Annotated in this window: 19 protein-coding genes; 13 read left to right on the top strand and 6 right to left on the bottom strand. The window is 46.8% G+C overall.

All coding sequences use genetic code 11. The features are described from left to right. Positions 1-56 precede the first annotated feature (56 nt). Positions 57-845, bottom strand: coding sequence for an alpha/beta hydrolase (locus J2T16_RS13470; protein WP_499018480.1), 789 nt, complete (start codon positions 843-845; stop codon positions 57-59). 303 nt (positions 846-1,148) lie between these two features. Here J2T16_RS13470 and J2T16_RS13465 point away from each other — a divergent pair, with 303 nt between their 5' ends. The 3 genes from J2T16_RS13465 (at position 1,149) to J2T16_RS13455 (ending at position 4,357) form a co-directional block, all read left to right on the top strand. Continuing rightward, positions 1,149-1,772, top strand: coding sequence for a YhbD family protein (locus tag J2T16_RS13465; protein WP_090922987.1), 624 nt, complete (start codon positions 1,149-1,151; stop codon positions 1,770-1,772). Between the two features lie 14 nt (positions 1,773-1,786). Continuing rightward, positions 1,787-2,614 (top strand): polymer-forming cytoskeletal protein, encoded by an 828-nt coding sequence (locus J2T16_RS13460; protein ID WP_090922989.1) that lies wholly within the window; start codon positions 1,787-1,789, stop codon positions 2,612-2,614. 180 nt (positions 2,615-2,794) lie between these two features. Continuing rightward, positions 2,795-4,357: an MDR family MFS transporter gene (locus tag J2T16_RS13455; RefSeq protein ID WP_499018611.1), complete on the top strand. Its 1,563-nt coding sequence runs from the start codon at positions 2,795-2,797 to the stop codon at positions 4,355-4,357. Positions 4,358-4,807: 450 nt separating this feature from the next. Here the strand turns inward: J2T16_RS13455 and J2T16_RS13450 are convergent, their stop codons facing one another. Beyond that, positions 4,808-6,241 (bottom strand): VanW family protein, encoded by a 1,434-nt coding sequence (locus tag J2T16_RS13450; RefSeq protein ID WP_221790445.1) that lies wholly within the window; start codon positions 6,239-6,241, stop codon positions 4,808-4,810. Between the two features lie 253 nt (positions 6,242-6,494). On the opposite strand from J2T16_RS13450, the gene ftsE reads away from it, so the two are divergent. The 5 genes from ftsE to J2T16_RS13425 all read left to right on the top strand — a co-directional run bounded on the left by ftsE (position 6,495) and on the right by J2T16_RS13425 (position 12,560). Next, positions 6,495-7,181, top strand: a complete 687-nt coding sequence (gene ftsE, locus J2T16_RS13445; protein ID WP_154959330.1) for a cell division ATP-binding protein FtsE — start codon at positions 6,495-6,497, stop codon at positions 7,179-7,181. Next, positions 7,171-8,088 carry a permease-like cell division protein FtsX gene (gene ftsX / locus J2T16_RS13440; protein ID WP_090922996.1) on the top strand — a complete coding sequence of 306 codons (918 nt, stop codon included), beginning with the start codon at positions 7,171-7,173 and terminating at the stop codon, positions 8,086-8,088. The genes ftsE and ftsX overlap by 11 nt, the downstream gene beginning before the upstream one ends. Before the next feature lie 163 nt (positions 8,089-8,251). Next, positions 8,252-9,532, top strand: a complete 1,281-nt coding sequence (locus J2T16_RS13435; protein WP_221790441.1) for a murein hydrolase activator EnvC family protein — start codon at positions 8,252-8,254, stop codon at positions 9,530-9,532. Between the two features lie 159 nt (positions 9,533-9,691). Then, positions 9,692-11,164, top strand: a complete 1,473-nt coding sequence (locus tag J2T16_RS13430; protein ID WP_499018479.1) for a S41 family peptidase — start codon at positions 9,692-9,694, stop codon at positions 11,162-11,164. A gap of 64 nt (positions 11,165-11,228) precedes the next feature. Further along, on the top strand, positions 11,229-12,560 hold the full coding sequence (locus tag J2T16_RS13425) for a PDZ domain-containing protein (protein ID WP_336121790.1): 1,332 nt from the start codon (positions 11,229-11,231) through the stop codon (positions 12,558-12,560). Between the two features lie 51 nt (positions 12,561-12,611). Here J2T16_RS13425 and J2T16_RS13420 read toward each other — a convergent pair whose 3' ends face one another. Further along, positions 12,612-13,250, bottom strand: a complete 639-nt coding sequence (locus J2T16_RS13420) for a response regulator transcription factor (RefSeq protein WP_499018610.1) — start codon at positions 13,248-13,250, stop codon at positions 12,612-12,614. Positions 13,251-13,320: 70 nt separating this feature from the next. Further along, a complete protein-coding gene (locus tag J2T16_RS13415) occupies positions 13,321-14,538 on the bottom strand; it encodes a sensor histidine kinase (RefSeq protein ID WP_336121791.1) in 1,218 nt (405 codons plus the stop codon). A 202-nt stretch (positions 14,539-14,740) separates the two neighbouring features. On the opposite strand from J2T16_RS13415, the gene J2T16_RS13410 reads away from it, so the two are divergent. From J2T16_RS13410 to J2T16_RS13400, 3 genes are read left to right on the top strand one after another with little or no spacing between them, the layout of a single operon-like run. Continuing rightward, on the top strand, positions 14,741-15,676 hold the full coding sequence (locus J2T16_RS13410) for an ABC transporter ATP-binding protein (protein ID WP_336121792.1): 936 nt from the start codon (positions 14,741-14,743) through the stop codon (positions 15,674-15,676). A gap of 11 nt (positions 15,677-15,687) precedes the next feature. Then, positions 15,688-16,878: an ABC transporter permease gene (locus tag J2T16_RS13405; RefSeq protein WP_336121793.1), complete on the top strand. Its 1,191-nt coding sequence runs from the start codon at positions 15,688-15,690 to the stop codon at positions 16,876-16,878. Then, complete coding sequence (locus J2T16_RS13400) at positions 16,871-18,046, top strand: ABC transporter permease (RefSeq protein WP_499018478.1); 1,176 nt, start codon at positions 16,871-16,873, stop codon at positions 18,044-18,046. The genes J2T16_RS13405 and J2T16_RS13400 overlap by 8 nt, the downstream gene beginning before the upstream one ends. A 238-nt stretch (positions 18,047-18,284) precedes the next feature. Here the strand turns inward: J2T16_RS13400 and J2T16_RS13395 are convergent, their stop codons facing one another. Further along, the gene (locus J2T16_RS13395) at positions 18,285-19,112 is read right to left on the bottom strand and encodes a flagellar motor protein MotB (protein WP_221790431.1); all 828 of its coding nucleotides are present in this window, start codon (positions 19,110-19,112) and stop codon (positions 18,285-18,287) included. After that, a complete protein-coding gene (locus J2T16_RS13390; protein ID WP_221790429.1) occupies positions 19,096-19,896 on the bottom strand; it encodes a flagellar motor protein in 801 nt (266 codons plus the stop codon). The genes J2T16_RS13395 and J2T16_RS13390 overlap by 17 nt, the downstream gene beginning before the upstream one ends. 169 nt (positions 19,897-20,065) lie before the next feature. On the opposite strand from J2T16_RS13390, the gene uvrB reads away from it, so the two are divergent. Beyond that, a complete protein-coding gene (gene uvrB / locus J2T16_RS13385; RefSeq protein WP_154959322.1) occupies positions 20,066-22,057 on the top strand; it encodes an excinuclease ABC subunit UvrB in 1,992 nt (663 codons plus the stop codon). A 213-nt stretch (positions 22,058-22,270) separates the two neighbouring features. Beyond that, complete coding sequence (uvrA, locus tag J2T16_RS13380; protein WP_221790427.1) at positions 22,271-25,129, top strand: excinuclease ABC subunit UvrA; 2,859 nt, start codon at positions 22,271-22,273, stop codon at positions 25,127-25,129. Positions 25,130-25,830 lie beyond the last annotated feature (701 nt).

The raw sequence follows: 25,830 nt of genomic DNA, 5'->3' as shown, positions 1-25,830 counted from the left end.
AGCCTGCTTTTTTAGTTGGCAATTAATACAGGAGAGGGAGGCCTCTCTTATGTGCCTCAGTCTCTTTTAGACAGCGGTAACCACTTCAACACATTCTGAATTTTCAGGTCCCAGTAACCCCATTCATGTTCCCCGGGTTCTTCCTCATAAGTTAACTTGAAGTCTGTCTCGGCGCAGGCTTTACGGAATGTCTGATTATCTTCATACAGAAAATCCTCTGTACCACAGCATTGATAGAGGAGTGGCCGTGGAGCCGGGTTATGTTTACTCTCCTGGAGCAAATGGATTAAATCGTTCTCTGAGCCTGCAAATTGAGGCCCGAAGATACGTAACAGTTCGGCCTGCCGTAAAGCGGATGGGGCGTCGTTGCTCAAATGAGCGGCCATGTCAAGAGCACCCGAAAGGCTTGCCGCCGCAGCGTACTGATCCGGTTTTCGCAGAGCCAGCTTGAAGGCACCGTATCCGCCCATGGATAGGCCAGCAACGAAATTATCTTCGCGTTTCGGTGACAGCGGGAAGAAGGAGCGCGCAAGTTTAGGCAATTCCTCACTAATGAATGTCCAGTATTGTCCTCCCTCTGCCATGTCCGTGTAGAAGCTGCGATGAACCTGAGGCATAACGACCGCAATTCCGAGTGAAGCGACATAACGTTCAATCGAAGTGCGGCGTAGCCAGATGGAATCGTCATCGGACATCCCGTGAAGCAAATACAGGGTTGGGTGTAGAACAGAACCAGTGACGTTTTCCATTCCGATCTGATTGTGGGTCTGCTGTGGCAGAATCACATGCATGCTTGTACTTAATCCGAGGGCATCCGAGTAGAAATCACATTTAATGAGTGCCATACCAAAAAGTAACCCCTTTCATATATGGAAGTTTAAAAGGATGTTTCTATGCAATGGAAAAGGTACGAAAGCTGAATAATATCAGCTACTATTCAAGGTTATACTCAAAATAAAGTAAACGCAATGACGGGATATAAAACGTATTCGATATCTGCGTAAATAATCTTTGTATAATCCATTTTCTGGACAAAACAAAGAAATAAATAAACAAAGAATAGATTATTTCATTACATATGACCCTCGTATCTTTACAACGTAACAATGTTTTGTTACACTGACTTTAATGAAAAGGGGGTCCTGAATTTGACGGATGATTTGATCTCCAAAAAAGAGCTACTTGACCTGACAGGCATTTCATACGGTCAATTATATCGTTGGAAACGAAAAAACCTCATTCCTGAGGAGTGGTTTATTCGAAAGTCTTCTTTTACGGGACAGGAAACATTTTTTCCTAAACAGCAGATTTTACAGCGGATCGACAAGATTGTTCATATGAAAGACGGGTTGTCGCTGGATGAACTGGCAGATGTGTTCTCGCCAACACTTGGTGAGGTGGAGATGTCAGACCAACAACTGCTGGATCGAAACATTGTTTCGTTAGCTTCGCTTGATCTGTTAAACGAGGCTGGTCGCCAGCAGTCATTATATGGTCTCGAACAGATTATGATGCTTTATGTGCTTGAAAAGCTGCTTCTCAGCGGGGATATCACTCAACAGGAGGGGTTACTCCTTATTGATGTAATGTCTGAACACTATTACCGGTTCCGTGACCGTGCTAGTGAATTGCTGCTTATTCGCAAGATGGGCGTACCTGCCTTTATGGTGGTGAACTCGGGAGCTGAACTTTATTTTGATCAAGGGGTAAAAGTGGTACTTCGCATTCCGCTTGCAACGTTCATGGAAGAATTAAAACTTAAATTGGGCTGAGGGGGATTTTACGAATGGAAGAACGTCACTTAAGAAATGATTTGAATGTCACAGGCTCTCGCAAAACAACAGGCGGTTCTTATCACCGAGTAAATATTGACGGTATGGCTAAACTGGATGGTGATCTGGATTGTTCCTCCCTAAGCGTTAACGGGACGCTGAAAATCTACGGTTCCCTCGTCTCCGAGAGCACAACGATCAACGGAATGGCCAAAGTGGAGGGAGAACTGCGGACCCAATCTCTAGATGTCAATGGAACATTGGGAGTTCATGGTGCAGCGCGTGCCGAGAGTACGATGGTTAACGGAATGTGTACCATTAATGGTCCATTGGTCAGCAATCGGGTACGTGTGGATGGCATGACCACGATTAATGGAGACTTATCTACGCCTGAGTTTACTGTGAACGGAAAGTGTAATGTGCGCGGTAGAGTGGACAGTGAGCGTATTGATATCGGTGGTATGGCGACGATTGATGGAGATGTGCAGGGTGAAGTGATCAACGTTCAGGGCAATATTAAGGTCGGCGGACTTCTTAATGCAGACAGTGTGGAGATTCGTTTATACACGTCCTCTTCAGCAAGAGAAGTAGGCGGTGAGCGTATCGACATTCGGCGCAAGGAACGCAGCGGATTATGGAAAGCACTCGGATTGGGCGGTGCGCCATCCTTCAGGGCTCAATTGATCGAGGGCGATGAGATTGTACTGGAAGATACCGAAGCGGATACGGTTCGAGGGAGTCGAGTCCATATTGGGCGCGGCTGTAATATCCGGTTTGTGGAGTACTCTGGCGAACTATCCGTTGATCCGGAAGCGAAGGTTGGCAACAGCGAGCGAATTTAGCCAAGAGGCAAGATGCAAGAGACGGCTCGTATAATCTTATAAAAGTAGAACTTATGGTTATCCCCAAGGTAGAAGGTTTTGCCATAAAGCAATCGGTCCTTGGACTGATTGCTTGTTACTTCTTTTCGGATATACTAATGCAGTCATATGAATAGAACGGGAATGGAGAGATTAACAACAATGGCTGCGCGTAACAATAAAATTGGATTTGTGCTGGCAGGTTTGCTGCTCAGCATCTTAATGGCCTCTATGGATAATACCATTGTGGCTACGGCCATGGGGGATATTGTGGGCAAGCTCGGCGGGCTCGACAAGTTCGTCTGGGTAACTTCTGCCTACATGGTGGCTGAGATGGCAGGTATGCCGATTTTCGGTAAACTGTCGGATATGTATGGACGTAAAAAGTTTTTTGTCTTCGGGATCATCGTATTTATGCTTGGCTCCGCTTTGTGTGGAACTGCGACATCCATCGTGGAACTGACGATGTACAGAGCAATTCAAGGGATTGGTGCAGGAGCACTGGTGCCGATTGCGTTCACGATTATGTTCGACGTCGTTGCGCCTGAATCGCGGGGCAAGCTGGGTGGTCTGTTTGGAGCAGTGTTCGGTCTTTCGAGTGTATTCGGGCCGCTGCTAGGTGCGTACATTACAGAGTATGCCACATGGGAATGGGTGTTTTACATCAATCTGCCGCTCGGTTTGATTGCATTTCTGTTTATCGCATTTTTCTATAAGGAATCTCACCAGCATCAGTCACAGCAGATTGACTGGCTGGGTGCCATTACACTTATCGGTGCTGTGGTTTGCCTGATCTTTGCGCTGGAGCTGGGTGGCAAGACGTTTGCTTGGGACTCTGCACAGATCTTGGGGCTGTTTGCCGGATTTATCGTGCTGGCGTTGATTTTCTTGTATGCAGAAACGAAGGCCAAAGAGCCAATTATTTCATTCGGTATGTTCCGCAAGCGGGTGTACTGGTCAAGTAACGTCATTGCCATGTTCAGTGGCGCTGCGTTTATTACGGCATCGGTATATATCCCGATTTTCATCCAGGGCGTACTCGGTGGTAAAGCAACCAACTCGGGTCTTGTCCTTCTGCCTATGATGCTGGGTTCCGTCGTGACGGCTTCTATGGGCGGTGTGCTCATGACCAAAACGAAATACCGCAATATTATGATTCCAACGCTGGCATTGCTTGTAGTGGGTCTGGGGTTGCTCACGACATTGAATGAAGGTTCATCCCTATGGACAATTCGGGTATACATGGTCTTGATTGGCCTTGGTGTCGGTGCATCCTTCTCCGTACTTAGCAATGCAGCTATGAATGCCTTCGAACCGCAAAGACGCGGTGCCGCCAGTTCAACGCTGAACTTTCTGCGTTCCTTGGGCATGACGATGGGCATCACGATCTTTGGCATTGTACAGAGTCAAGTGTTTACGCGCAAAATGACAGACAGCATGGCTGGTGCCGCTGGAGAAGCTGGTGCAACGGCTGGGGCGCCTGCAGGTGGTCTGCCTGCCGGGATGGATCTGACAGATCCGCATGCACTGTTATCACCAGAGCTGCGTCAAGGGATTCCCTCACAGGTGCTGGAGTCCATCACACATGCGTTATCCTCTTCCATTGTACAGCTGTTTGCCTGGGCGGTTATTCCGGCAGCTCTTGCACTTATCGCGTCCTTCTTCATGGGGAAAGAGAAAATGGTTGTTGGAGAAGAGCAACACGAGTATACAGGTGGGCACTAAAGCAGATGAGAACGAAGTTAAGCCATCATCGACCGTGTATTTGAAGCATAGATCCGGTGAGCTTGAGTTATAACGTTTTGCAAGCTTTAAGCTAAGGAAACAAAAGGTTATGCAATAAACGGATTTTACAAATCCGTAAATCTAGTGCACCTGTCTCATATCCCGTACAAGGGTATGAGACAGGTGCATTTTTACTTTTTAAGGATCATTCGTTAGTTGTTTTTAAGGCTTACATTTACTTTAAACTAAAATAAGTTGAACTTTCATTTACACAATAACGGAGAGGACAGAAAAAACCTGAAGAAGCGAAGCGCTCGCCTTTATCCCTGGATTTTCCCCTTTGGAAAAGGGAATCCAAAAAATCCGGGGATAACAGCGATCGGAAGGTTATTCTGTCAGCGAAGTGTCCAGTGTAAAGCTTCCCCGTTTAACTTATATTTCCACCTGAATTTAAGGCTGATTCCCCTCACGAATGCCATCCTCCACCACGGAAGGTTGCTGTGGATCAGGCATGCTAATATGACCTGAGCGGGCAATCAGACGGCTCTGTGCTTTGTAGGTATCGCGTGAGATTGTTTTGGTTTCAACGACTTTGCCATCAACTCGCTTCGTGCGTACCGTCTCAACGATGTACCCGGGCTGTCCATTCTGAAGCACTTGCTGGGCACCGTCAGGTAGCACGTTACTGGATACATACTTTACAGGTGCACTGAGCGTTTCAATCGTACGAGACTCCAGCGCATAACTGACGTTCTCGGGGAATGTGCCGAAAAACTTCACCACCATGCGCCCGCCTTGCACCTTGGCATGGATCAACAGGGATTTCTCGGTGCTGTTTCGAAAACGAAAGTTAATGGCGCCCGAGGCAAAGGTGGCATCTAACCCTTTCGGTATATATTTAACGGGCAACGAGTGATTACGCCGTTCCACAATATCCAGGCCCGTTAGCAGAGCGGCATTATATACGGTGCTGGATACCTGACAGATTCCTCCGCCAATTCCGGGCATCAGCCTGCCATTCACGATGACTGGTGCTTCCCGAAAACCATATTCCTTCTCCGCTTTGCGAATCACCTTTTCATAGTCGAACACACCTTCAGGCGGCAAAATCATCCCGTTGATGGCCTGAGCCGCCGCGCTGACGTTATGTATCCGACCTTGGCTGCTGTTTCCCAGCCCTGTGGAAAATTGAATGATTTTTCGCTCGATGCCTTCCTGCTTTAGTGAATCGATCGTTACCTCTGGTTTCAAGGTGTATAGAGGTAAAAGAATGCGGATGGGTTCTGGTTTTACTCCATCCATCACATCGCTCAGCTCCCTGTGCAACCTGGTCTGCATGAGGGTGCTAAGTGTTTTCCAATCAATCCGGCGCACGCTTTTCTCCGGAATGTACTGCACTTGATCATTTGCGGTGATGCGGCGGACGGCTTCGGTCGGCGTACCGAAGGTTTCTTTTTCCCAGGCAGGGCTAAGCAATTGTTGAAAGGTTTGTTCATTGTAGTTCATATCCAAAGAGAAGGTCTGGGGAAATTGATACCGTGCATACGCGCGTTCCCACAGGTTCCCCTCATCCAGCTGTTGTACTGCGGCCTTGAAGCTGTCTGCACTGTAACTCACTCCTAGTTCGGCGGCAGTATGTGACATCGTTATCGGGTTTGGTTCAGCCACTTCCAGTGTGACAGGCCAGTCCTGTAATTGTTGAATGCGAGTGTGCAGTTCTGCCAGTACCTCTTTGCGATGTTTGCCATCGATGGCCCAGCCGCTAATCTGTACCCCTTTTGGCAAAGTAGGCTGGTTTACGTACATATAGAGCAATCCATAGGACGCGGAGCCGATCAAGAGCAGGGAGAACAGGGCGATGACCGTTACATGTATTTTTTTCATAACCAAACGCTCCTTTTGGCTTCTGTTGTTCCGGAATTCGTAACACTCTCTATCTATATGATCCAAGGGTGGAAAACTTTCGGGTACTCAATAGGTAACAAATTTGTTACAATAAACTTCATATGAATCCATGCTTCACCAGCAAAAGAGGGACAGGATGGATTTTTCCTGATGAATTTCAGGCCTTTTTAAAGGAAATGCCGGGATTGTGTCGAAATCATAATGGCTAACTATGTGAGCAGGAAGTGATGATGTGATAGAAATGCAGGACGTGTGGAAGACCTACGCCAATGGTACCCACGCATTACAAGGGGTGTCGGTGAAGATCGACCGCAATGAATTTGTCTATATCGTTGGTCCATCCGGTGCAGGCAAATCGACATTCATGAAATTGATGTACAGAGAAGAAGTGCCAACCAAAGGGCAAATATCCATTAACGGATTTAATATTGGCAAGTTGAAACCACGAAAAATCCCTTATGTACGTCGTAATATCGGTGTTGTATTTCAGGATTTCCGCCTGCTACCGAAGATGACAGCATATGAGAACGTGGCTTTTGCGATGGAAGTTATTGAAGCGCCGAAGCGTCACATCAAGAAAAGGGTTATGGAAGTGCTCGATCTGGTAGGACTGCGCAGCAAGGCTAATCGCGAACCTTCACAGCTATCAGGCGGGGAACAGCAACGGATTGCAATCGCACGTGCGATTGTGAACAATCCTTCCGTCATTATTGCGGACGAGCCTACAGGGAATCTGGACCCGGAGACGTCATGGGGCATTATGCAACTGCTGGACGAGATCAATTTCCGGGGCACAACGATTGTAATGGCAACACACAACAAAGATATTGTTAATACGATGCGTAAACGGGTTATCGCCATTGAACGCGGACAGATTGTACGGGATCAGATGAGAGGGGAATACGGTTATGAATTTTAGTACTCTCTTGCGACATCTGCGGGAGGGCTTCAAGAACGTATTCCGCAATGGCTGGATGTCAGTGGCCTCCGTCATGTCGATTATCGTCTCTCTGTTTATTCTTGGCGTGTTTATGTTGCTTGTGCTTAACGTGAACTCTATGGCCAATCAGGTAGACAGCCAGGTAGAGATCAGTACGTTTCTGGAGCTGAATGTGGACGAGAACCTGCGCAATGTCATTGGTCAGGAGATCAGTGCCATGCCTGAAGTCAGCGAGATTCGAATTGTTCCGAAGGATGAAGGATTAAAAGAATTTCGTGAACGTCTAGGCGAAAATGCGGATAATGTTCTCGGTGGTTTCGATGTAGATAACAATCCATTGCCAGATACGATTGAAGTTAAAGTAATTGAACCGGAAACGGTCAATTTTGTCGCGCAGAAGATTGAAGCATTGAACGAGAAACATGCCGAGAAGCCGATCATGAAAGTGAACTACGGCAAGGAAACGGTAGATGTGTTATTCAAATTTACGAAGCTTGTTCGTAATATCGGATTTATTTTTGTCGGGGGACTGGGCCTGATGTCGATGTTCCTGATCTCGAATACGATTCGCGTAACGATTCTGGCGCGCCGCCGGGAGATTGGCATTATGAAACTGGTGGGTGCAACCAACACCTTTATCCGCTGGCCTTTCTTTATTGAAGGGGCGTTAATTGGACTGATCGGTTCCGTCATTACGGTCGCGGTTCTGTTCTTCGGATATAGTCAATTGATGTCAACGATTGGTCAGGATGTCTTCATGCAGATGCTGAATCTAATTCCACTCAGCGAGATCTGGCCACTGATGGGAACGTTGCTGATTGGTCTTGGTGTGCTCGTAGGCATTTTGGGCAGTACACTGTCCATTCGCAAGTCGCTCAAAGTGTAGAAAATGTCGAAAAGAATGAAAAAACAGGTTCATTATTGAACGCTGTTTGACGATATGTAGAAAAGACGCAACTGTTGTTTTGATGAAAGAAAGCAAAGAACATGCTGTTCACCACCTGTGCAGGTTGCTTTCTTGTGAATTCATAGGATGGGGGATCATCATTTTGAAAAAAACCGCTTCGCTGCTGGCCTTTATGTTACTGGCCGGTATGACGTTTCAACCTTCTGACGGATATGCCAAGAATAGCATCAGCGATATTGATCAACAGATTCAGCAACTGGAGAGCAAGGCGGCTTCCGCCAAGCAGGAGCAAAAAAAGGCTGCGGCCAATAAACAGGAAGCGCAACATTACAAGAACAAAACCAATGCTTACCTGAAGGTTGTCTTGGAACAGATCAATGTCGTGAGTGATGAGCTGGCCAGTGTATCGTTGCAGATTGAAAATACGGAGGAAGATCTTCGTACAACGAAAAAAGATCTGCAAGCAGCAGAAGACCGGATCGTCGCAAGAGAAAAACTGCTAGAGTCACGTGTACGCCTGATGTATACGGATGGGGCAGTATCCTACCTTGATGTCCTTTTATCTTCCACCAGCTTTACCGATTTTCTGACCCGTGCGGACTCGCTTAAAACGATTGTGGATCAGGATCAGCATCTCTTGGATGAACATAAAAAGGACAAGCAACTTGTGGTAGAGAAAAAGGCAGATTTGGACCGACAATATGCGGAGGCCAAAAGCCTGTATTCACAGAAGAAACAGCGCAAGTCGCAGCTGAACGATAAAGAGAAAGAAAAGCAGGTGCTCCTGGCTTCATATGATGCTAAAATTGAACAATCCGAAGAGTTGACGGCTGAGCAGGAAGCTGTGTTGATGCAGATTGCTGGCAAACGCTCAGCTCTGTTACAGGAGAAAAATAAATTGCGTGAGCAACAGGCCGCAGCTGCAGCCAAAGCTCGGGCCCAAGCTGCGGCACGTGCCAAAGCAGCAGCCAAGGCGCCAACACGTGTAAGTTCAAGCAGCAACGGTGAGGTAACTTATTCGTCAGGTAGCGGTATTTTTGCAAGACCGGTGTCTGGTGGACGCATTTCTTCACCGTTCGGTCCGCGAATTCACCCGATTACAGGGGAAGTAGGCAAACTACATGCAGGTGTCGATTTTGCCGTTCCAGTAGGCACATCCGTTCATGCGGCTTCCGGCGGGATTGTCATTATGGCTGAATGGTATAGTGGCTATGGCTACACGGTTATTATTGATCATGGCGGAGGTCTGTGGTCATTGTACGGCCATTTGCGTGAAGGTGGATTCAAGGTTAGCAAGGGAGATACGGTAAATAAAGGCGATACGATTGCCGAGTCTGGCAATACAGGGAACTCAACTGGGCCTCACTTGCACTTTGAAGTGCGTGATAATGGAACAGCTGTGAATCCGATGAACTATTTGTAGATTGTCTGATTTAATGCGTTGCAACTTATATAGTTTAAACTTCGAATGGAAAAATCATAATCCGTACAAGCTAGACATATACTAAGCTGGCATGTTCAGGGAATGATTCGGGGCAGTTCGAATCGGATGCGCTTCAATACTAAAGGCGGTGACATACGGATGATGAAAAAAAGATCGGCGCTGCTGTTCGTTATTTTGGGACTGCTTGGCGGGAGTCTGTTAACCATCGTGTTAATGACTTACCCGGGCATTACAAGCCAGGTAAAACCCGGCGAAGGACTGCTGGCAAGTGTAACCGGCAGCTCGCAGCAGAAAAACGATTTAAAGAAGATTGAAACCGCAATGGATTTGATCTCCAGTAACTATTATAAAGATGTCGACCGTACCAAGCTGATTGATGGTGCGATTAACGGCATGATGGAATCTCTCGGTGATCCCTACTCCAACTATATGGGACAGGAAACAGCTGCCCAGTTTGAAGAGTCTATCGAAGGTTCATTTACCGGTATTGGTGCAGAGGTTTCCTCGCAAGACGGTAATGTCGTTGTCGTTTCCCCAATCAAAGGCTCACCTGCTGAAAAAGCAGGTATCCGTGCGAAAGACATCATTATGTCTGTTAACGGCGAATCACTTCAAGGACTTGAGCTCAACAAAGCGGTTAACAAGATTAGAGGTCCAAAGGGTAGCGAAGCTAAAGTACAGGTGAAACGTGCGGGATCAACAGAGCCAATTGAATTCACGATTGTTCGTGATGATATAGATCTGGAAACCGTCTATGCGCATATGGAAGATGGCGGTATTGGTGTCATCAACATTACGCAGTTCTCTCTGAATACAGGTGAACGCTTCAAAGAAGAACTTGCTAAGCTCGAGAAGCAGAATATGAAAGGCCTGATTATCGATGTACGGAATGACCCGGGCGGTGTACTGCAAGTCGTTATCGATATAGCAGAACAGTTTGTACCGAAAGGTAAAGTCATCGTTCAGGTTGAAGATAAAAATGGCAAGAAGGAACAAAGTAAATCGAATGGATCAGCCAAACCTTATCCTATTACCGTCTTGATGAACAAAGGTAGCGCGAGTGCTTCCGAAATCCTGGCAGGAGCTTTGCAACAATCTGCTGGTGCTACACTGGTAGGTGAAAATTCATTTGGTAAAGGAACGGTGCAGACCAGCTACGATAAACAGATGGGCGACGGTAGCCTGCTGAAGATTACGATCGCCAAGTGGTTGACACCAAACGGTACCTGGATTCATGAAAAAGGCATCAAACCGGATATTGCAGTGAACCAGCCAGACTATTTCTCGGTTGCGCCGATTAATAAAGAGAAGTTGCCACTGAAATATGCCAGCAATAGCATGGATGTGAAGAGCGCGCAGACGATGCTGAGAGGACTTGACTTCAAGCCGGATCGTGTAGACGGATACTACGACCAGAAGACCGAAGAAGCCGTCAAGGCGTTCCAGAAGAAAAAAGGCATTCAGGTTACTGGCCAAATCGATGAGAAAACGGCAGAGTCTCTGGAAGCATCTCTGATTGAACGTATTGCCAATCCTCAATATGATGCACAGCTGAAACGCGCGATCGAAAATGTCTCAAAGGATATTTCGTCCGCTGTGTCGAAGCCATAAAGAAGGCTGATTTTCAGCCTTCTTTTTTTCTGAACCGGCTGATGGAGAGGAGTGAAATGCTACAATGGAATGGGTATGGCCTTGGTTAACTGTATTAGGGGAAGCATTGTTACAGTTGTTGATTCAGCCGTTTTATTATATGGCAGTGATTCTGATTGCTTTAATTTATCATCGTCAGTTGCTCCAGGAACGGAAACTCTTCCATGTACGTATGCAGAGTTCGATCACGCAGGCGATTCGAGCGGTTCTTGGGGGAATTGTCATTGGTGTAATTGTGTCCATGATATCTCTTTTCCTTGGCACTTATCTTACGCTGGGAAGTCTGATTAGCATATGGATTGCAGCATTGGTCTTAGCTCTTATTCGTATCCGCTATTTATGTTTCGCCTATGCAGCAGGGGCGCTGGGAATACTGCAATTTGCTTTGAATGTGGCTTCCAGCTGGCAACCTTCCGGTATGCTTGGACATGCTGTGGAGACGGTGCGTGCATTGGACATGCCTGCATTGCTCGTGCTGGCTGCATTGCTGCATTTTGGCGAAGCTATACTGGCACGAATGCAGGGTGTATCTATGGCCTCACCGTTTCTGATGGAAGGTAAACGCGGGAAGTTGGTAGGCGGATATCAGATGCAACTCTTCTGGGCGGTTCCACTACTAATTCTTGTTCCGACAACCGGAGGTATCACAGAACTGGCGTGGACTCCGCTACTTCATGCAGGTCAGGGCTACACGCTAATGGCACTGCCCATCTTGCTGGGATTTAGCGAAAATACACAAAGTATGCTACCTGGGCGTAAACTCCAGGTTTCAGCTAAACGTTTGATGCTATATAGCTTGGCATTACTTGTATTCAGTCTGCTTGCCGTATGGTGGTCACCATTGACAGTGATTGCAGCCTTGGTAGCTTTTGCCGGACATGAACTCCTGGTGTGGTACAGCGCATTGGAAGAGCAGCAACTTAGTCCTGCATTTGTTCACCCTCAGCATGGACTTAAGGTACTTAGTGTGATTCCAGAGAGTCCTGCAGCAGAGCTCGGAATTGAGGCAGGGGAGACATTGTATAAAGTGAACGGTATACTCGTTCATTCTCCCGAAGAGCTACACCGGGCACTGCGGATGAATCCGGCTTTTTGCAAGCTGGAGGTGCGTAATCATCAGGGAGAGAGCAAGTTTATGCAACGAGCGATTTACGAAGGCGAGCACCACCAACTTGGTGTGATTATGGCACCGGATAAACATGAAGCATGGGCAGTTCAGCCACGTCCGGTGACGTTGTTTCATGTGATTACCCTCAAATTATTCACACGCCGGAAAGAGCAGCAGCGTATCGACGAAGCTCCACTGGCTTTACCACCGGCCCCTGTAGTGAGTGACAAAGGGTCAGTCGAAATGTAATAAAAGGTACTTCCAAACGCCTTGGCTGGCGTGAGGAAGTACCTTTTTGCTTTATTTTCTCAAAATAAAAATGGCGATTTGGGTGCGATCACGCAAATGCAGCTTACCCAGGATTTCAGTTACATAGTTTTTGACGGTACCCTCGCTGAGAAACAGTTTAGTGGCAATTTCTTTGTTGGATAGTCCTTCTGATATAGCTTCGGCAACGGAAAGCTCCATGCGTGTAAGCCCATGCGTTTCAAGTGGCTCGTTTACCGGAGGAGAAGCTGGCGTTCGAAGCAAACCCGCGAGTTTGCGTGCAATATCCGGGTGGATCAGCATATCCCCGTTATGGACGGTTTTGATGCCCTGCACGATACGGGCAGGAGGGAGGTTTTTGAGTAGATAACCACTCGCTCCGTTCTGTATAGCTTGAATGATATATTCATCGTCGTCAAAGGTTGTCAGCATCAGTACCTGGATATCGGGGAAACGGGTTTTGATCAGAAGAGTTCCTTCGACCCCATCACATTCGGGCATACGTATATCCATGAGTACAACATCTGCAGGTGTTCCTGATTCAAGGCACGCAAGTGCCTCCGTCCCATTGGAAGCCGTATCTGTAATGTGGATATCCGCATCGAGGCCGAGCACCACTTTCAGGCTTTCCCGGATGAAGGGATCGTCATCGACAAGGAGGACTTGAATCATTGAAGGTTGCTCGGACAATGTTTTCTGAGTGCTATTGTTCGGTTCTGGCATGAGCATATTCCTTTCCGTTTTACAGTAAATTCATTTTGTTTGTCATGGGGATTCGAGTGATAACGGTATATGGGGCGGTGGGTTGAACCTCAATGGTACCTCCAATGAACTGTGTACGCTGACGCATACCCTCATGCCCAAGGCCAGTTGTTACACTTGTATCTAAAAGGGAGTGCATGCTGCCATCATTACTGATGCTCATACGAATCTCCTGATGCCCAAAAGCCAGCTGCAAACGAATGGAAGTGGCCTTTCCATGTTTAATGGCATTCGTTACAGCTTCTTTGGCATTTTTGTACAACACAATCTGTATACTCGGATAGAGAGTGTGTGGTTGACCAACCATTTCGTAATGAGTCTGTATCCCTGTATCGCGGCCGACTTCTTCTAATAGACGATCCAAAGCGTAGGCATCGGATGCATGAAAATCAGGACGAAGTTTATGAAGGGTGTTACGCATATCATCCATACTTGCAGCCAGCTGGTCTCGAATCTGCTTGACCATTTCAGTGCCCTGTTCGTTATTCAAAGGTAGCGTGAGCAATGCAGCTTCTGACATCATTTTGGTGCGGATTAGCCGATGTCCGATATCATCATGAAGCTGACGGGATATTCGAATACGCTCTTCTGCCTGAGCCGCATCTTCTAATTGTTTGGAAAATGACAGCAATTGTGCACGCGTCTCTTGTAGCTCATAATGCTTATGCCGTAACTCGTCATACACATGCTCCAGTTGCTGACGACGGTTTGCCGCTTTGGCTCCTTGCCAGGAGAGAGCCGCTGTCATCCATAGGAGCAGGTTTACGCCAATGTTTATCTTCACAGAGTCCGAGAACCAGCTAATGGTGTTTATTTGAACTTCCATCGCTCCAGAACTGAGCGTAGTTGGAGTTGCAACATGCCAATACAGTGCAAGATTCGTTGTAATCAGCTGAAACCCTAATATGAACCATCTTATAGATCCACCGAGCCGATACATATAAACATAAAGAACCGATAGAGAGATGAAAATCATAAAGGGGCCGTATAGCGCGATCAACCAGCTGGCCCACATTATTTCTGCCAGAAATAACAGTGATTGCTGTGCGCCTGAACGGGTAAAGCGGTTCGCTACAGCGAGTAAGGTCGAGATGAGGATGTAAAAGGTGTACAGTGCTTCGCCATGTAAAGGTAGGGTCAAACTGAACAACACAGCAGGTACAACCAATAAACCATATTGCAGGGATCCCAAGGGCATATGTAGATGACATCCTTTTTTAACATAATGGAGAATAAGACGATAACGCATCCTTGATTATAACATAGGCCACCGCAACATCAGGAGATGACTTAAGTCACCTTTGAATGATGACTTTATGTACCTTCGCCAAGGGGAGACATTCGATACAATAGACTTAGAAATATCGCGGTAAGAGCTCATATGGGAGGGGCATACGTAGATGAACATACTGGAAATGGATCACGTTGTAAAACGGTATGGCAGCAAGTTATCGGTGGATCACCTCAACTTAAGTGTGCAAAAGGGAGAGATTTTTGGTCTGCTTGGCCCGAATGGAGCGGGAAAAAGCACCACCATTAGCATGATTGCAGGTCTGCTCAGCATGGATCAGGGAGAGATCAGACTGGATGGCATATCGGTGAAGGAGCGACCACTCGATGTGAAGCGTAAGATTGGACTGGTTCCGCAAGATTTGGCTTTGTATGAAACGATGAGTGCCGTGGATAATGTTACTTTTTTTGCCCGGCTCTATGGATTACGAGGGAAAAAGCTCAAAGAAAGAGTGCAGGAATCTCTTGAATTTGTTGGTTTGCAAGATAAGGCCAAGGATGCTCCAGCCACCTTCTCGGGCGGCATGAAACGCAGACTCAACATCGCATGTGCGCTCAGTCACAGGCCGGATCTGATCATTATGGATGAGCCTACCGTGGGCATTGATCCACAATCTCGCAATCACATTCTTGAATCGGTGCGAACGCTCAACAAGATGGGCTCGACCATCATCTATACAAGTCATTATATGGAGGAGGTTGCAGCGATCAGTAATCGGGTGGCTATCATGGATCAAGGCCGGATTATTGCTTGTGGAACCGAGGCTGAGTTAAGGGAACGCGTTGCATCGGAGGAAAAAATTGTACTTACCACCTCCGGCCTGGATGTCGGTGTTGTGGAAGAACTTAAACTTCACCCGCGTGTACGGGCAGTAGAAGTCACCGAAGACACAATAACGATTATGCTACCTTCCGCACAGCAGGCACTGCAAGATATGCTGTTTATTTGCAGTAAACATGACATATCCATTCAATCCCTCCAGGTCGAAGAACCGGATCTCGAAACGCTTTTCCTCAATCTGACCGGGCGAACGCTTCGAGACTAGGAGGAGATGGCATGAGCATATGGCATATTTGTATCTTTGAACTCAGACGTATTTTGAAAATTCGTTCTGTAGTGATTAATCTATTCATTCTGCCTTTATTATTAATTTTCATCTTGGGAACGGCATTATCGAGCGCGATGGGAACAGGAAAAGATACGACGCCTGATACGTTGCGCGTGGGGATTGTGCAATCAAATGAAGCGGCATCCTCTCCTGTAGGTGAAGCCCTGAAAGCCTTTGTGGCTGCACCTGAAGTAGCCCAAATGGTAAAAGTGAAAAACATGTCTTCACAGGACGAAACGATGGATGCGTTAAAACAAGGAGATCTTGATTTTGCGGTAATCATTACTTCGGATATGGTGCAACAATGGATGGTAGGAAAAACCGTTAAGCTACAATGGATACTTGGAAAAGATAATACACTTAATGTAGTGGGGCAGACATTATTCACTAGCTTTACGGATGAGTTGAATCGACAGGCTGCCATTGCAAAAGTCCTTGGACCAGAAACGGTGATGGCGATTTCAACGCAAGATGGGACTGGATTGCCATCAGCACAGCCAAATATTAAGGTCAGCAGCCCAGGACATTCCGGTCAATCCTACAGCGCTTCACAATATTACGCAGCAGCCATGCTGGCGATGTTTATGCTGTACTCTGGCATGACCACCGTTAACAGCCTGTTTACGGAGCGCGACAAACAAACGCTCGCGCGTCTTCAGGCAACACCAGTAGGCAATGGAGTCATCTTTGCTGGCAAAGTTGCAGGTAACAGTCTGCTTGCCTTTTTACAAGCGATCATTATTATCGTCATGACCAACCTGTTATTTGGCGTGAATTGGGGTGGTCATCCGTGGTTGATTGTACTAATCTGTATACTTATTACGCTGGCGTCAATGACTTTGGGCATTATTGTAGCCTTGGTTAGTAAAAGCGCTACTTCAGCTACTGCATTAATGCAGGGAATTATCATCGTGATGACTTTTATTAGCGGCGGGTTTACTCCGATCGCCATCGATTTTGTACAGCGCATTAGCGAATTCACGGTGAATCATTGGGCGCTTCAAAGTTTTCTGAGTATGATGCTTGGTGCAACTTTGCAGGAGGTCATGCACAATATTTTCATGCTTGGGGCCGTGTGTGCAGTGCTAGCAGCAGCAGCTGCAGTGATATACAGAAAGGTTGGATATCGTTATGAATAGTCTGCATATCGCTTGGTTAATGATCCGGAGAACACTGGGACGTAAACGTGGGTTTGTTGCATTTTTACTGCTACCATGCCTTGTTGTGACAGGTGCAGTTGCTCTTTTTGGAAGTGAGCAGGCCAGTCGTGCGGTTGTTTCTTATGTCAATATGGATGAGGGGATCGCTGGATCATGGATGATCAACGAGCTCGCTCGTACGAAGGACTACAGCTTCAAAGCTGCGAGTAACGAGGCAGAAGTGAAATCGGATATCGTTCGCCAAAAAGCAAGCATGGGAATTGTAATTCCCGCCAATTACACCGAATCGCTGTTACAGGGGAAGCCCGTGGAGATCCAGTGGATTGAAATGCGTGTCAGCGAAAGCTCATACATCCTACGAGCAGCCGCCGAAGGGGTTGCGGATGGGTTGAAACAGTCTGCTGCTGCCGTACAAACATCTGCTACCATGTTGCCTTCTAAAGCTGACGCTAAGAGTCAGGAGGCGAAACTCGAACAGCTCCTGCAAGAGATTGGGAGGCATCATCTATCCGGGGAAGCATCACATCTGCAACTGTATCCCAAGCCAGGTTTAAATAACGTCACCGGATTCACGATTATGTTCATGATGGGACTGTTAACGAGTGCAGTGGCTGTTATTATGGACGATCGAAAACAACGTACGATGGCTCGAATGTATACCGCTCCAGTTAGGTCATATGAGATCGCGCTAGGAAACTTTCTGGGTAGTCTGGCGATTGGAGTCATCCAGATTATGCTCGTGCTCGGTATAAGCCGTTGGGTGCTGCATTATGATGCAGGGATTCCGTTTGGTATTCACTTTCTGATTCTTGGAGCGTTTATGCTGGTATCGATGGGATTAGCGAGTGCTGTGAGCGGTTTGATTCGTGAATCGAAAAATGCCAGTATGCTGAATTCTCTTATCATTGTACCAACATGTATGATTGGAGGTTGCTTCTGGCCGTTATCCATCATGCCGGAGTATATGCAGAAGCTGGCGAACTTCGTACCGCAAAAATGGACGATTCAGGCAGTCGAAACGATCTCTGCCGGAGGCACGTTGGCAGACATCACCCTGCCGCTGCTGATCCTGTTTGCCATGGCCGTGATCCTGCTGGCTGTCGGTTCCGTGATTCTTCGTCCCAATCAACCGGGGATGGATGCGTAAATTGGTGGCGGCGTAAATAGGAAAAGAGATAGAGGGAGTCAGTTAGGAGTTAAGAGTTAAAGCAAGAGCAAGAGTAGGAGCAAGAGCAAGGGTAATTTAGAATACAGTCAAAAAAGCACGTTTGACGGGATGAATACAGTCAAACGTGCTTTTTACTGAGTTGTTTTTTTGTAACATGACTTCGTAGTCGGTTAATAGAGGCTGAGGTCATGCATGTATTTTTTTGCGGGATAACTGACTATGGCTGTAATTGGCGAAGCACCGTAATTTCAACCCGGCGATTCTTCTGTCTTCCAGTTGCTGTTGTATTGTCTCCGGTTGGCCTGGTATCCGCATACCCTGCATATTGGAAGTGGTCGGGGTCGAGTTTCTCCTGATCGATGAAAAAGCGTAGTACTGATAACGCACGTTCACCGGACAACTCCCAGTTATCCTTGTACGCGGAATTGGCTCCTATTGGGATGTTATCCGTGTGTCCCTCAATACTGACCACCATTTGAAGATTACGAAACAAACTGGCGAGTTTGCTAAGTGTAGGAGCAGCATCTTTTTTCAAGGCAGCTTGTCCTTGATCAAACAGAAAACGATCACTGAGCGTAATGGAGATACCTTGCGGTTTGTCTGCCACGAAAATTTGATTATCCAGTTTATTATCTTCGATATATTGGGTAATCACATTGAACAGATTTTGTAATTCCTGTTCCTGAGTCCTGAATTGTTCTTCCCGCTCCGTGAGCGGACGGTTGCTATCATCCGGGGTATCTTTGTCCGAATCTGATGACGAATCTTGATCATCCTCTGAGCTTCCCTGGGGGGGCTTGGTGATGGTTTGACCTGGTGTCTCGCCGAGTCCGTTCCCCAGTTCAAGTATGGAGTCGGATTTATTAAAAGTGCTTTGAAGGGATTGGGTCACGACGTCGTATTTACCGGTATCCAGATTGCTCATGGCGTACATGATGACGAAAAAAATCAGTAGCAACGTAATGAGATCCGCATAGGTAATCATCCAGCGATCCCGATGGTCAGCAGCTTCGCGTTTGGCACGCCGTTTACTGCGACGACTCATCTAATCCCTCCTTTGCGAGCGGAGATTGCAAGACCTGGCGGTGCGACAGTGTAAAAGACTCTAGCCGTTTGCGAACGAGCTGTGGATTTTCGCCATTTTGAATGGCAAGCACTCCTTCAAGCATCATCTCCATTTCTTGCACCTCGTCAGCACCTCTGGATTTGATTTTGGAAGCGATAGGTAAAAAGATCAGGTTAGCACTGGCAACTCCATATAGAGTGGCTGTAAAAGCAACGGCAATGGCTGGTCCGAGTCCGGTTGGATCGGTTAAGCTTCCGAGTACCTGAATAAGTCCCATTACGGTTCCGATGATCCCCATCGTTGGGGCATAACCACCGGCAGATTCGAATATTTTGGCATAACCCTCATGTTTCTGCTCTACAGAATCAATTTCCATCTCCAGAATCTGCCGAACAACATCCGGGTCTGTACCGTCGACAACCATCTGGATGCCATCTTGTAAAAAGGGATGGGGATGATCCACAACTCTGCGTTCCAGAGCAAGCACACCGGATCTGCGGGCAATGGATGACATCTCGATCAGTTCTTCGACCCATTGTTTGGAATCCTGAGCACGACGTCCAAAGGCCATACGTAAAGCAGCAGGGATCGTTCGCAGACGATGTGCAGGGAAGCTGGCTACAACGGCAGCGATGGTGCCGCCGAACACGATTAGAGCAGCCGTTTTTTGTAACAGGCCGGACATATGGCCGCCTTCCCACAAAAAACCGCTGATAACTGCGGCAATTCCGGCAATTATACCGATAAGTGTCGCAATATCCATAAATTAACCCACTCCTATCTTCATTTCACGTTTGCATCACTAAAACGAACAAGGTATAATTGAACGGGAACAAATATTCCTATTACTATAAGTTTTCCCAACTGGAAATTCGGGGAACTTCGACAATATATAGTGACTATTATTTTAGACGATAGGGTGAGATACGGCAATGAGCGATATTATTATGAGCGACAAAACGTTCGAAATCGAGTCAGAGTTTTCTCCCCAAGGTGATCAGCCAGCAGCCATTCTGGAATTGGTGAAGGGTGTTCAGGAAGGGAAGAGATACCAGACGCTTTTGGGTGCAACGGGTACGGGTAAGACGTTTACCATTGCACAGACTATTGCCAAGCTACAGCGACCCACGTTGATTATTGCACACAATAAGACACTGGCGGCACAGTTGGCGAGTGAGTTCAAAGAATTTTTTCCAAATAACATGGTTGAGTATTTTGTCAGTTATTACGACTACTACCAACCAGAAGCCTATATTCCTTCCTCAGATACGTATATCGAGAAGGATTCGAGTATTAATGAAGAGATTGATAAGTTGCGACATGCCGCGACCAGTTCCTTGTTCGAACGTCGTGATGTCATTATCGTAGCAAGTGTATCCTGTATATATGGTTTGGGATCACCTCATGACTACTCCAGTATGTTGTTGTCTCTGCGGGTTGGAATGGAGAAACCACGTAATCAGATTCTGTCCCGTCTTGTAGAGATACAGTATCAGCGGAATGATATTAACTTTGTCCGTGGCACGTTCCGTGTCCGTGGCGATGTTATTGAGATTTTCCCGGCTTCCAAGGGTGAACATGCCATTCGAGTGGAGTTGTTCGGGGATGAGATCGAGAAAATTACCGAGATTGACGTCTTAACCGGAGAATTAATCGGTGAGCGCGAGCATATTGCTATTTTCCCGGCATCTCACTTCGTAACCCAAGAAGAAACGATGCGTGTGGCACTGGTGAACATCGAACGTGAATTGGAAGAACGGCTTGAAGTATTGCGTGAGCAAGGCAAGTTGCTGGAAGCACAGCGACTGGAGCAGCGTACACGTTACGATATCGAGATGATGAAGGAAGTCGGGTTCTGCTCAGGGATCGAGAACTACTCCGGGCCGCTGACCTTCCGTGAACGCGGGGATACGCCATACACCCTGATGGACTACTTCCCGGATGATATGTTGATCGTGGTGGATGAGTCACACGTTACATTGCCGCAGATCCGTGCGATGTACAATGGTGACCAAGCGAGGAAGACGGTGTTGGTGGATCACGGTTTCCGTTTGCCTTCTGCACTGGATAACCGTCCGCTGAAGTTTGAAGAGTTTGAAGAAAAGATGAACCAGATCATCTATGTATCGGCGACGCCAGGACCTTACGAAATTGAGCATACCGATACGATGGTGCAACAGATCATTCGTCCGACTGGCCTGCTTGATCCTGTTATTGAGCTGCGTCCAACAAAAGGACAGATTGATGATCTGATTGCAGAGATTAACGACCGGATTGCCAAAGACGAGCGTGTGCTGATCACTACGCTGACCAAGAAGATGTCGGAAGACCTGACGGATTACCTGAAGGAAGTTGGCATTAAGGTTAGATATCTGCACTCGGAGATCAAAACATTGGAACGGATGTCCATTCTGCGTGATCTGAGGCTGGGTACCTTCCATGTATTGATTGGTATTAACTTGCTACGGGAAGGTCTGGATTTGCCGGAGGTTTCATTGGTAGCTATTCTGGATGCGGATAAGGAAGGTTTCCTGCGTTCCGAGCGTTCCCTGATTCAGACAATCGGGCGTGCCGCAAGGAACAGTGAGGGTAAAGTTATTTTGTATGGTGACAAAGTAACGGATTCCATGGATAAAGCGATAAAAGAGACCGAGAGACGCCGTACCATTCAGATGGAGTACAATGAAAAACACGGCATTACACCGCAGACCATTCGCAAAAAAGTGCGTGATGTCATTGAGGCAACGAAGGTTGCTGAATCCAAAAACGAGTATCTGACTGGCGCCGCCGAGAAGATGTCGAAGAAGGAGCGCCAGTCGCTTATTCAGCGTCTGGAAGCGGAGATGAAAGATGCAGCCAAAAACTTGCAGTTTGAGCGTGCCGCCGAGCTTCGTGATGCATTGCTGGAATTGCGAGCAGAATAGATGTAAATCGATAGAGGAAGCTTCATTGATTGAACATGGATGATAAGAGAACGGCCAGTCTGGCCGTTCTCTTATTGAGTAAATCGAAGTAAATAAATGTATCCATTGACCCGATAATAAGACATGTTGAAATCGCAAAATCAGGTCTATACTGATAAAAATGACGAATTTGGTTAAGAGGTTTATAGAAAAGCAATGAGAGGATGAATACCATTGGCGAGCGAGAACATTGTCATCAAAGGCGCACGAGCGCATAACTTAAAAAACATCGATATTACTATTCCGCGTGACCGCTTTGTCGTATTGACCGGTTTGAGCGGATCAGGCAAGTCCTCGCTGGCGTTTGATACGATATATGCCGAAGGACAACGGCGTTATGTAGAATCATTGTCTGCCTATGCACGTCAGTTTTTAGGTCAGATGGAGAAACCGGATGTCGATTCGATTGAGGGGCTATCGCCTGCGATCTCCATTGATCAGAAAACAACAAGTCGTAACCCGCGTTCCACAGTAGGAACCGTTACTGAAATTTATGATTATCTGCGTCTCCTGTTTGCTCGTGTGGGTCATCCGCATTGTCCGGATCACGGGATCGAAATTACATCCCAAACCGTAGAACAAATGGTGGATCGTATCATGCAATACCCTGAACGTACCCGGTTGCAGATTTTGGCTCCCATTGTTGCGGGACGCAAAGGAGAGCACAAAAGTGTTTTTGCCGATGTATCTAAACAAGGGTTTGTCCGTGTACGGGTTAATGGGGAATTACGAGACCTGTCAGAGGACATCCAGCTAGAGAAAAATAAAAAACATACCATCGATGTTGTCGTTGACCGGATCGTTGTGAAGGATGATGTTCAAGCTCGATTGGCAGATTCCATTGAAACGGCACTTAATCTGTCTGGTGGGCAGCTGCTCGTGGATATTATCGGTGAAGAAGAACTGCGCTTCAGTTCCAACTTTGCTTGTCCGGTGTGTGGATTCAGTATTGATGAGCTGGCGCCTCGGATGTTCTCTTTTAATAGTCCATTTGGTGCATGTCCGGATTGTGACGGTTTGGGTGTCAAAATGATTGTTGATCCGGATCTGCTTGTGCCGGATCGCAGTAAATCGATTGAAGAAGGAGCGTTTGATGCCTGGACAGGAGGAACGTCCACGTATTATCCGCAGTTTCTCAAATCCGTATGCGAACATTTCAACATTCCGCAAGATGTTCCTGTAGAGGATCTTCCTGCTGAACAGATGAACAAGCTGCTGCAAGGAACAGGGTCTGAGAAAATTCGTTTCCGTTATGAAAATGACTTCGGACAGCGTAAAGAAGCATTAGTTACGTTCGAAGGGATCGTTAATAATCTGGAGCGTCGATATCGCGAAACAGGTTCAGAAGGTATCCGTGAGTTCATTGAAGGATACATGAGTGCCAAGCCTTGTGGTACATGTAAAGGGCAACGTCTGAAACGAGAGAGTCTTGCTGTAACCATTAATGACCACAACATGGCTTATGTGACTAGTTTGTCCATCGGTGAAGCGGGACGTTTCTTTGAGTCACTTCAACTGACCGAAAAAGAACAGACCATTGCCAAACTGATTTTAAAAGAAATTAACAGCCGTTTGGGTTTTCTCGTTAACGTAGGTCTGGATTACCTGACGCTAAGCCGTGCTGCGGGAACGTTGTCCGGTGGTGAAGCACAACGGATCAGACTAGCGACTCAAATCGGTTCCAGCCTGATGGGAGTGCTCTACATTCTGGACGAGCCAAGTATCGGACTGCATCAACGGGATAATGATCGTTTGATCTCCACGCTCGCACATATGCGGGATATCGGGAACACGTTGATCGTTGTCGAACATGATGAAGATACGATGATGGCAGCGGACTATATTATCGACATTGGCCCAGGTGCAGGTATTCACGGCGGGACAGTAATGTCACAAGGTACACCTGAAGAGATTATGAATGACGAGAATTCGTTGACAGGTCAGTACCTCAGTGGCAAGAAGTTTATCCCGATTCGTACCGAACGCCGAAGTGTTGGCGATCGCTGGTTGGAAGTGCGCGGAGCCAAAGAGAACAACTTGAAGAATCTGAATGTAAAGATTCCGGTGGGTGTGTTTACCGCTGTAACGGGAGTGTCCGGTTCAGGTAAATCTACACTGATCAACGAAATTTTGTACAAAACGCTGGCACGTGATTTGAATCGTGCACGAGTACGTCCAGGGCAACACAAGGAGATTCGTGGTCTGGAGCATATCGATAAAGTTATTGATATCGATCAGTCCCCGATCGGACGAACTCCACGTTCCAATCCGGCAACCTATACCGGTGTATTTGACGACATTCGTGACCTGTTTGCACAGACCAATGAAGCAAAAGTACGCGGATATAAAAAAGGCCGGTTTAGCTTTAATATCAAAGGTGGACGCTGTGAAGCCTGCCGTGGAGATGGAATTATAAAAATCGAGATGCACTTCTTGCCGGATGTATATGTGCCGTGTGAGGTTTGCAAAGGCAAACGTTACAACCGCGAAACACTTGAAGTGAAGTACAAAAACAAAAATATTGCAGATGTGCTTGAAATGACCGTAGAGGATGCAACTCAGTTTTTCGAGAACATTCCGAAAATTCATCGCAAAATGCAAACGTTGCTTGATGTAGGCCTTGGTTACATCAATCTCGGTCAACCTGCAACAACACTGTCCGGTGGTGAAGCACAGCGTGTGAAGCTTGCTTCCGAGCTGTATCGACGTAGTACTGGCAAGACGATCTATATTCTGGATGAGCCTACGACTGGTCTGCACGTCGATGATATCGACCGACTGCTGAACGTCTTGCATCGCCTCGTCGATTCAGGAGAGTCTGTGCTTGTCATTGAGCATAATCTGGATGTCATCAAAACAGCCGATTATATTGTTGACCTGGGTCCAGAAGGTGGAAGCGGCGGCGGTACAATTGTAGCAACAGGAACACCAGAGGATATTATTAAAGTGCAGGAATCCTATACGGGTAAGTATCTAAAACCTGTACTGGAGCGCGATACAGAGCGGAGCAGAGCTCTGCAACTGGCGGAGTAGTCAGCGTAAGAGTAAGAGCGTAGCAAATCTGTAAATTGAATTACTTATAGTCAATTACGCAGATGCTCTATGGCGTGTGTGACACTCTAGACCGTGGAGTTGTGAGATTTTTTGCACGGCACGCGACACCAGAGCGCGGTGCTGTGCTTTAGGACTGCTTAATTAGATACTGAGTTGGAATAAAAATGTAAGCCTTCTTTACCTGGCAAATAGGCTGTGGATGATAGTCCACCACCTTTTCTAGGGTAGGAAGGTTTTTTTGATGTTAAAGAAGAGGATAGTTTGAGGGAAATTGCAATGTGTGTTTAAAAAAATGAAATGATTCCACGAAGTTGTAACTTTATTGGGGAGAAGTGAGAGGCGTTATAAAAATTAAGGGAATTTTGAGAAGTGTTAAGAATCGTTGAGAAGCATTAAGGAGCATTAAGGAGTAAGTTGGTGTATTAATTGTATGAATTATTGCGCTAAGTATCTAACGATCACAGGTGAGCTTATTTGAGCAAAATAAGGTGAATCAGAATTCTAACGATCACCAGCGACGTTATTTCATCGAAAAAGCGAGAAATAGGCTGTTTTTCGACGATTGTGAGTGAAATAGCGTTTCTCACGGTTCAACCCCTTAATATTGGACACTAGCTAGCTTTTTCTCAGATTGACGCATCATAACGCAATGGATTTGGGTTCTATGGTTCCTTCGTTGA

This window comes from Paenibacillus intestini (assembly GCF_030803945.1).
Lineage (GTDB): Bacteria > Bacillota > Bacilli > Paenibacillales > Paenibacillaceae > Paenibacillus > Paenibacillus polysaccharolyticus.
The sequence above is the reverse complement of the archived record's forward strand: the minus strand, read 5'-3'. Positions and strand labels throughout refer to the sequence as shown.

Bases quoted from the DNA above. Each gene is read 5' to 3' on its own strand.
- J2T16_RS13470 (WP_499018480.1), bottom strand. From the start codon at position 845: ATGGCACTCATTAAATGTGATTTCTACTCGGATGCCCTCGGATTAAGT.
- J2T16_RS13460 (WP_090922989.1), top strand. From the start codon at position 1,787: ATGGAAGAACGTCACTTAAGAAATGATTTGAATGTCACAGGCTCTCGC.
- J2T16_RS13455 (WP_499018611.1), top strand. From the start codon at position 2,795: ATGGCTGCGCGTAACAATAAAATTGGATTTGTGCTGGCAGGTTTGCTG.
- J2T16_RS13450 (WP_221790445.1), bottom strand. From the start codon at position 6,241: ATGAAAAAAATACATGTAACGGTCATCGCCCTGTTCTCCCTGCTCTTG.
- ftsX (WP_090922996.1), top strand. From the start codon at position 7,171: ATGAATTTTAGTACTCTCTTGCGACATCTGCGGGAGGGCTTCAAGAAC.
- J2T16_RS13430 (WP_499018479.1), top strand. From the start codon at position 9,692: ATGATGAAAAAAAGATCGGCGCTGCTGTTCGTTATTTTGGGACTGCTT.
- J2T16_RS13425 (WP_336121790.1), top strand. From the start codon at position 11,229: ATGGAATGGGTATGGCCTTGGTTAACTGTATTAGGGGAAGCATTGTTA.
- J2T16_RS13420 (WP_499018610.1), bottom strand. From the start codon at position 13,250: ATGATTCAAGTCCTCCTTGTCGATGACGATCCCTTCATCCGGGAAAGC.
- J2T16_RS13415 (WP_336121791.1), bottom strand. From the start codon at position 14,538: ATGCCCTTGGGATCCCTGCAATATGGTTTATTGGTTGTACCTGCTGTG.
- J2T16_RS13410 (WP_336121792.1), top strand. From the start codon at position 14,741: ATGAACATACTGGAAATGGATCACGTTGTAAAACGGTATGGCAGCAAG.
- J2T16_RS13405 (WP_336121793.1), top strand. From the start codon at position 15,688: ATGAGCATATGGCATATTTGTATCTTTGAACTCAGACGTATTTTGAAA.
- J2T16_RS13400 (WP_499018478.1), top strand. From the start codon at position 16,871: ATGAATAGTCTGCATATCGCTTGGTTAATGATCCGGAGAACACTGGGA.
- J2T16_RS13395 (WP_221790431.1), bottom strand. From the start codon at position 19,112: ATGAGTCGTCGCAGTAAACGGCGTGCCAAACGCGAAGCTGCTGACCAT.
- J2T16_RS13390 (WP_221790429.1), bottom strand. From the start codon at position 19,896: ATGGATATTGCGACACTTATCGGTATAATTGCCGGAATTGCCGCAGTT.
- uvrB (WP_154959322.1), top strand. From the start codon at position 20,066: ATGAGCGATATTATTATGAGCGACAAAACGTTCGAAATCGAGTCAGAG.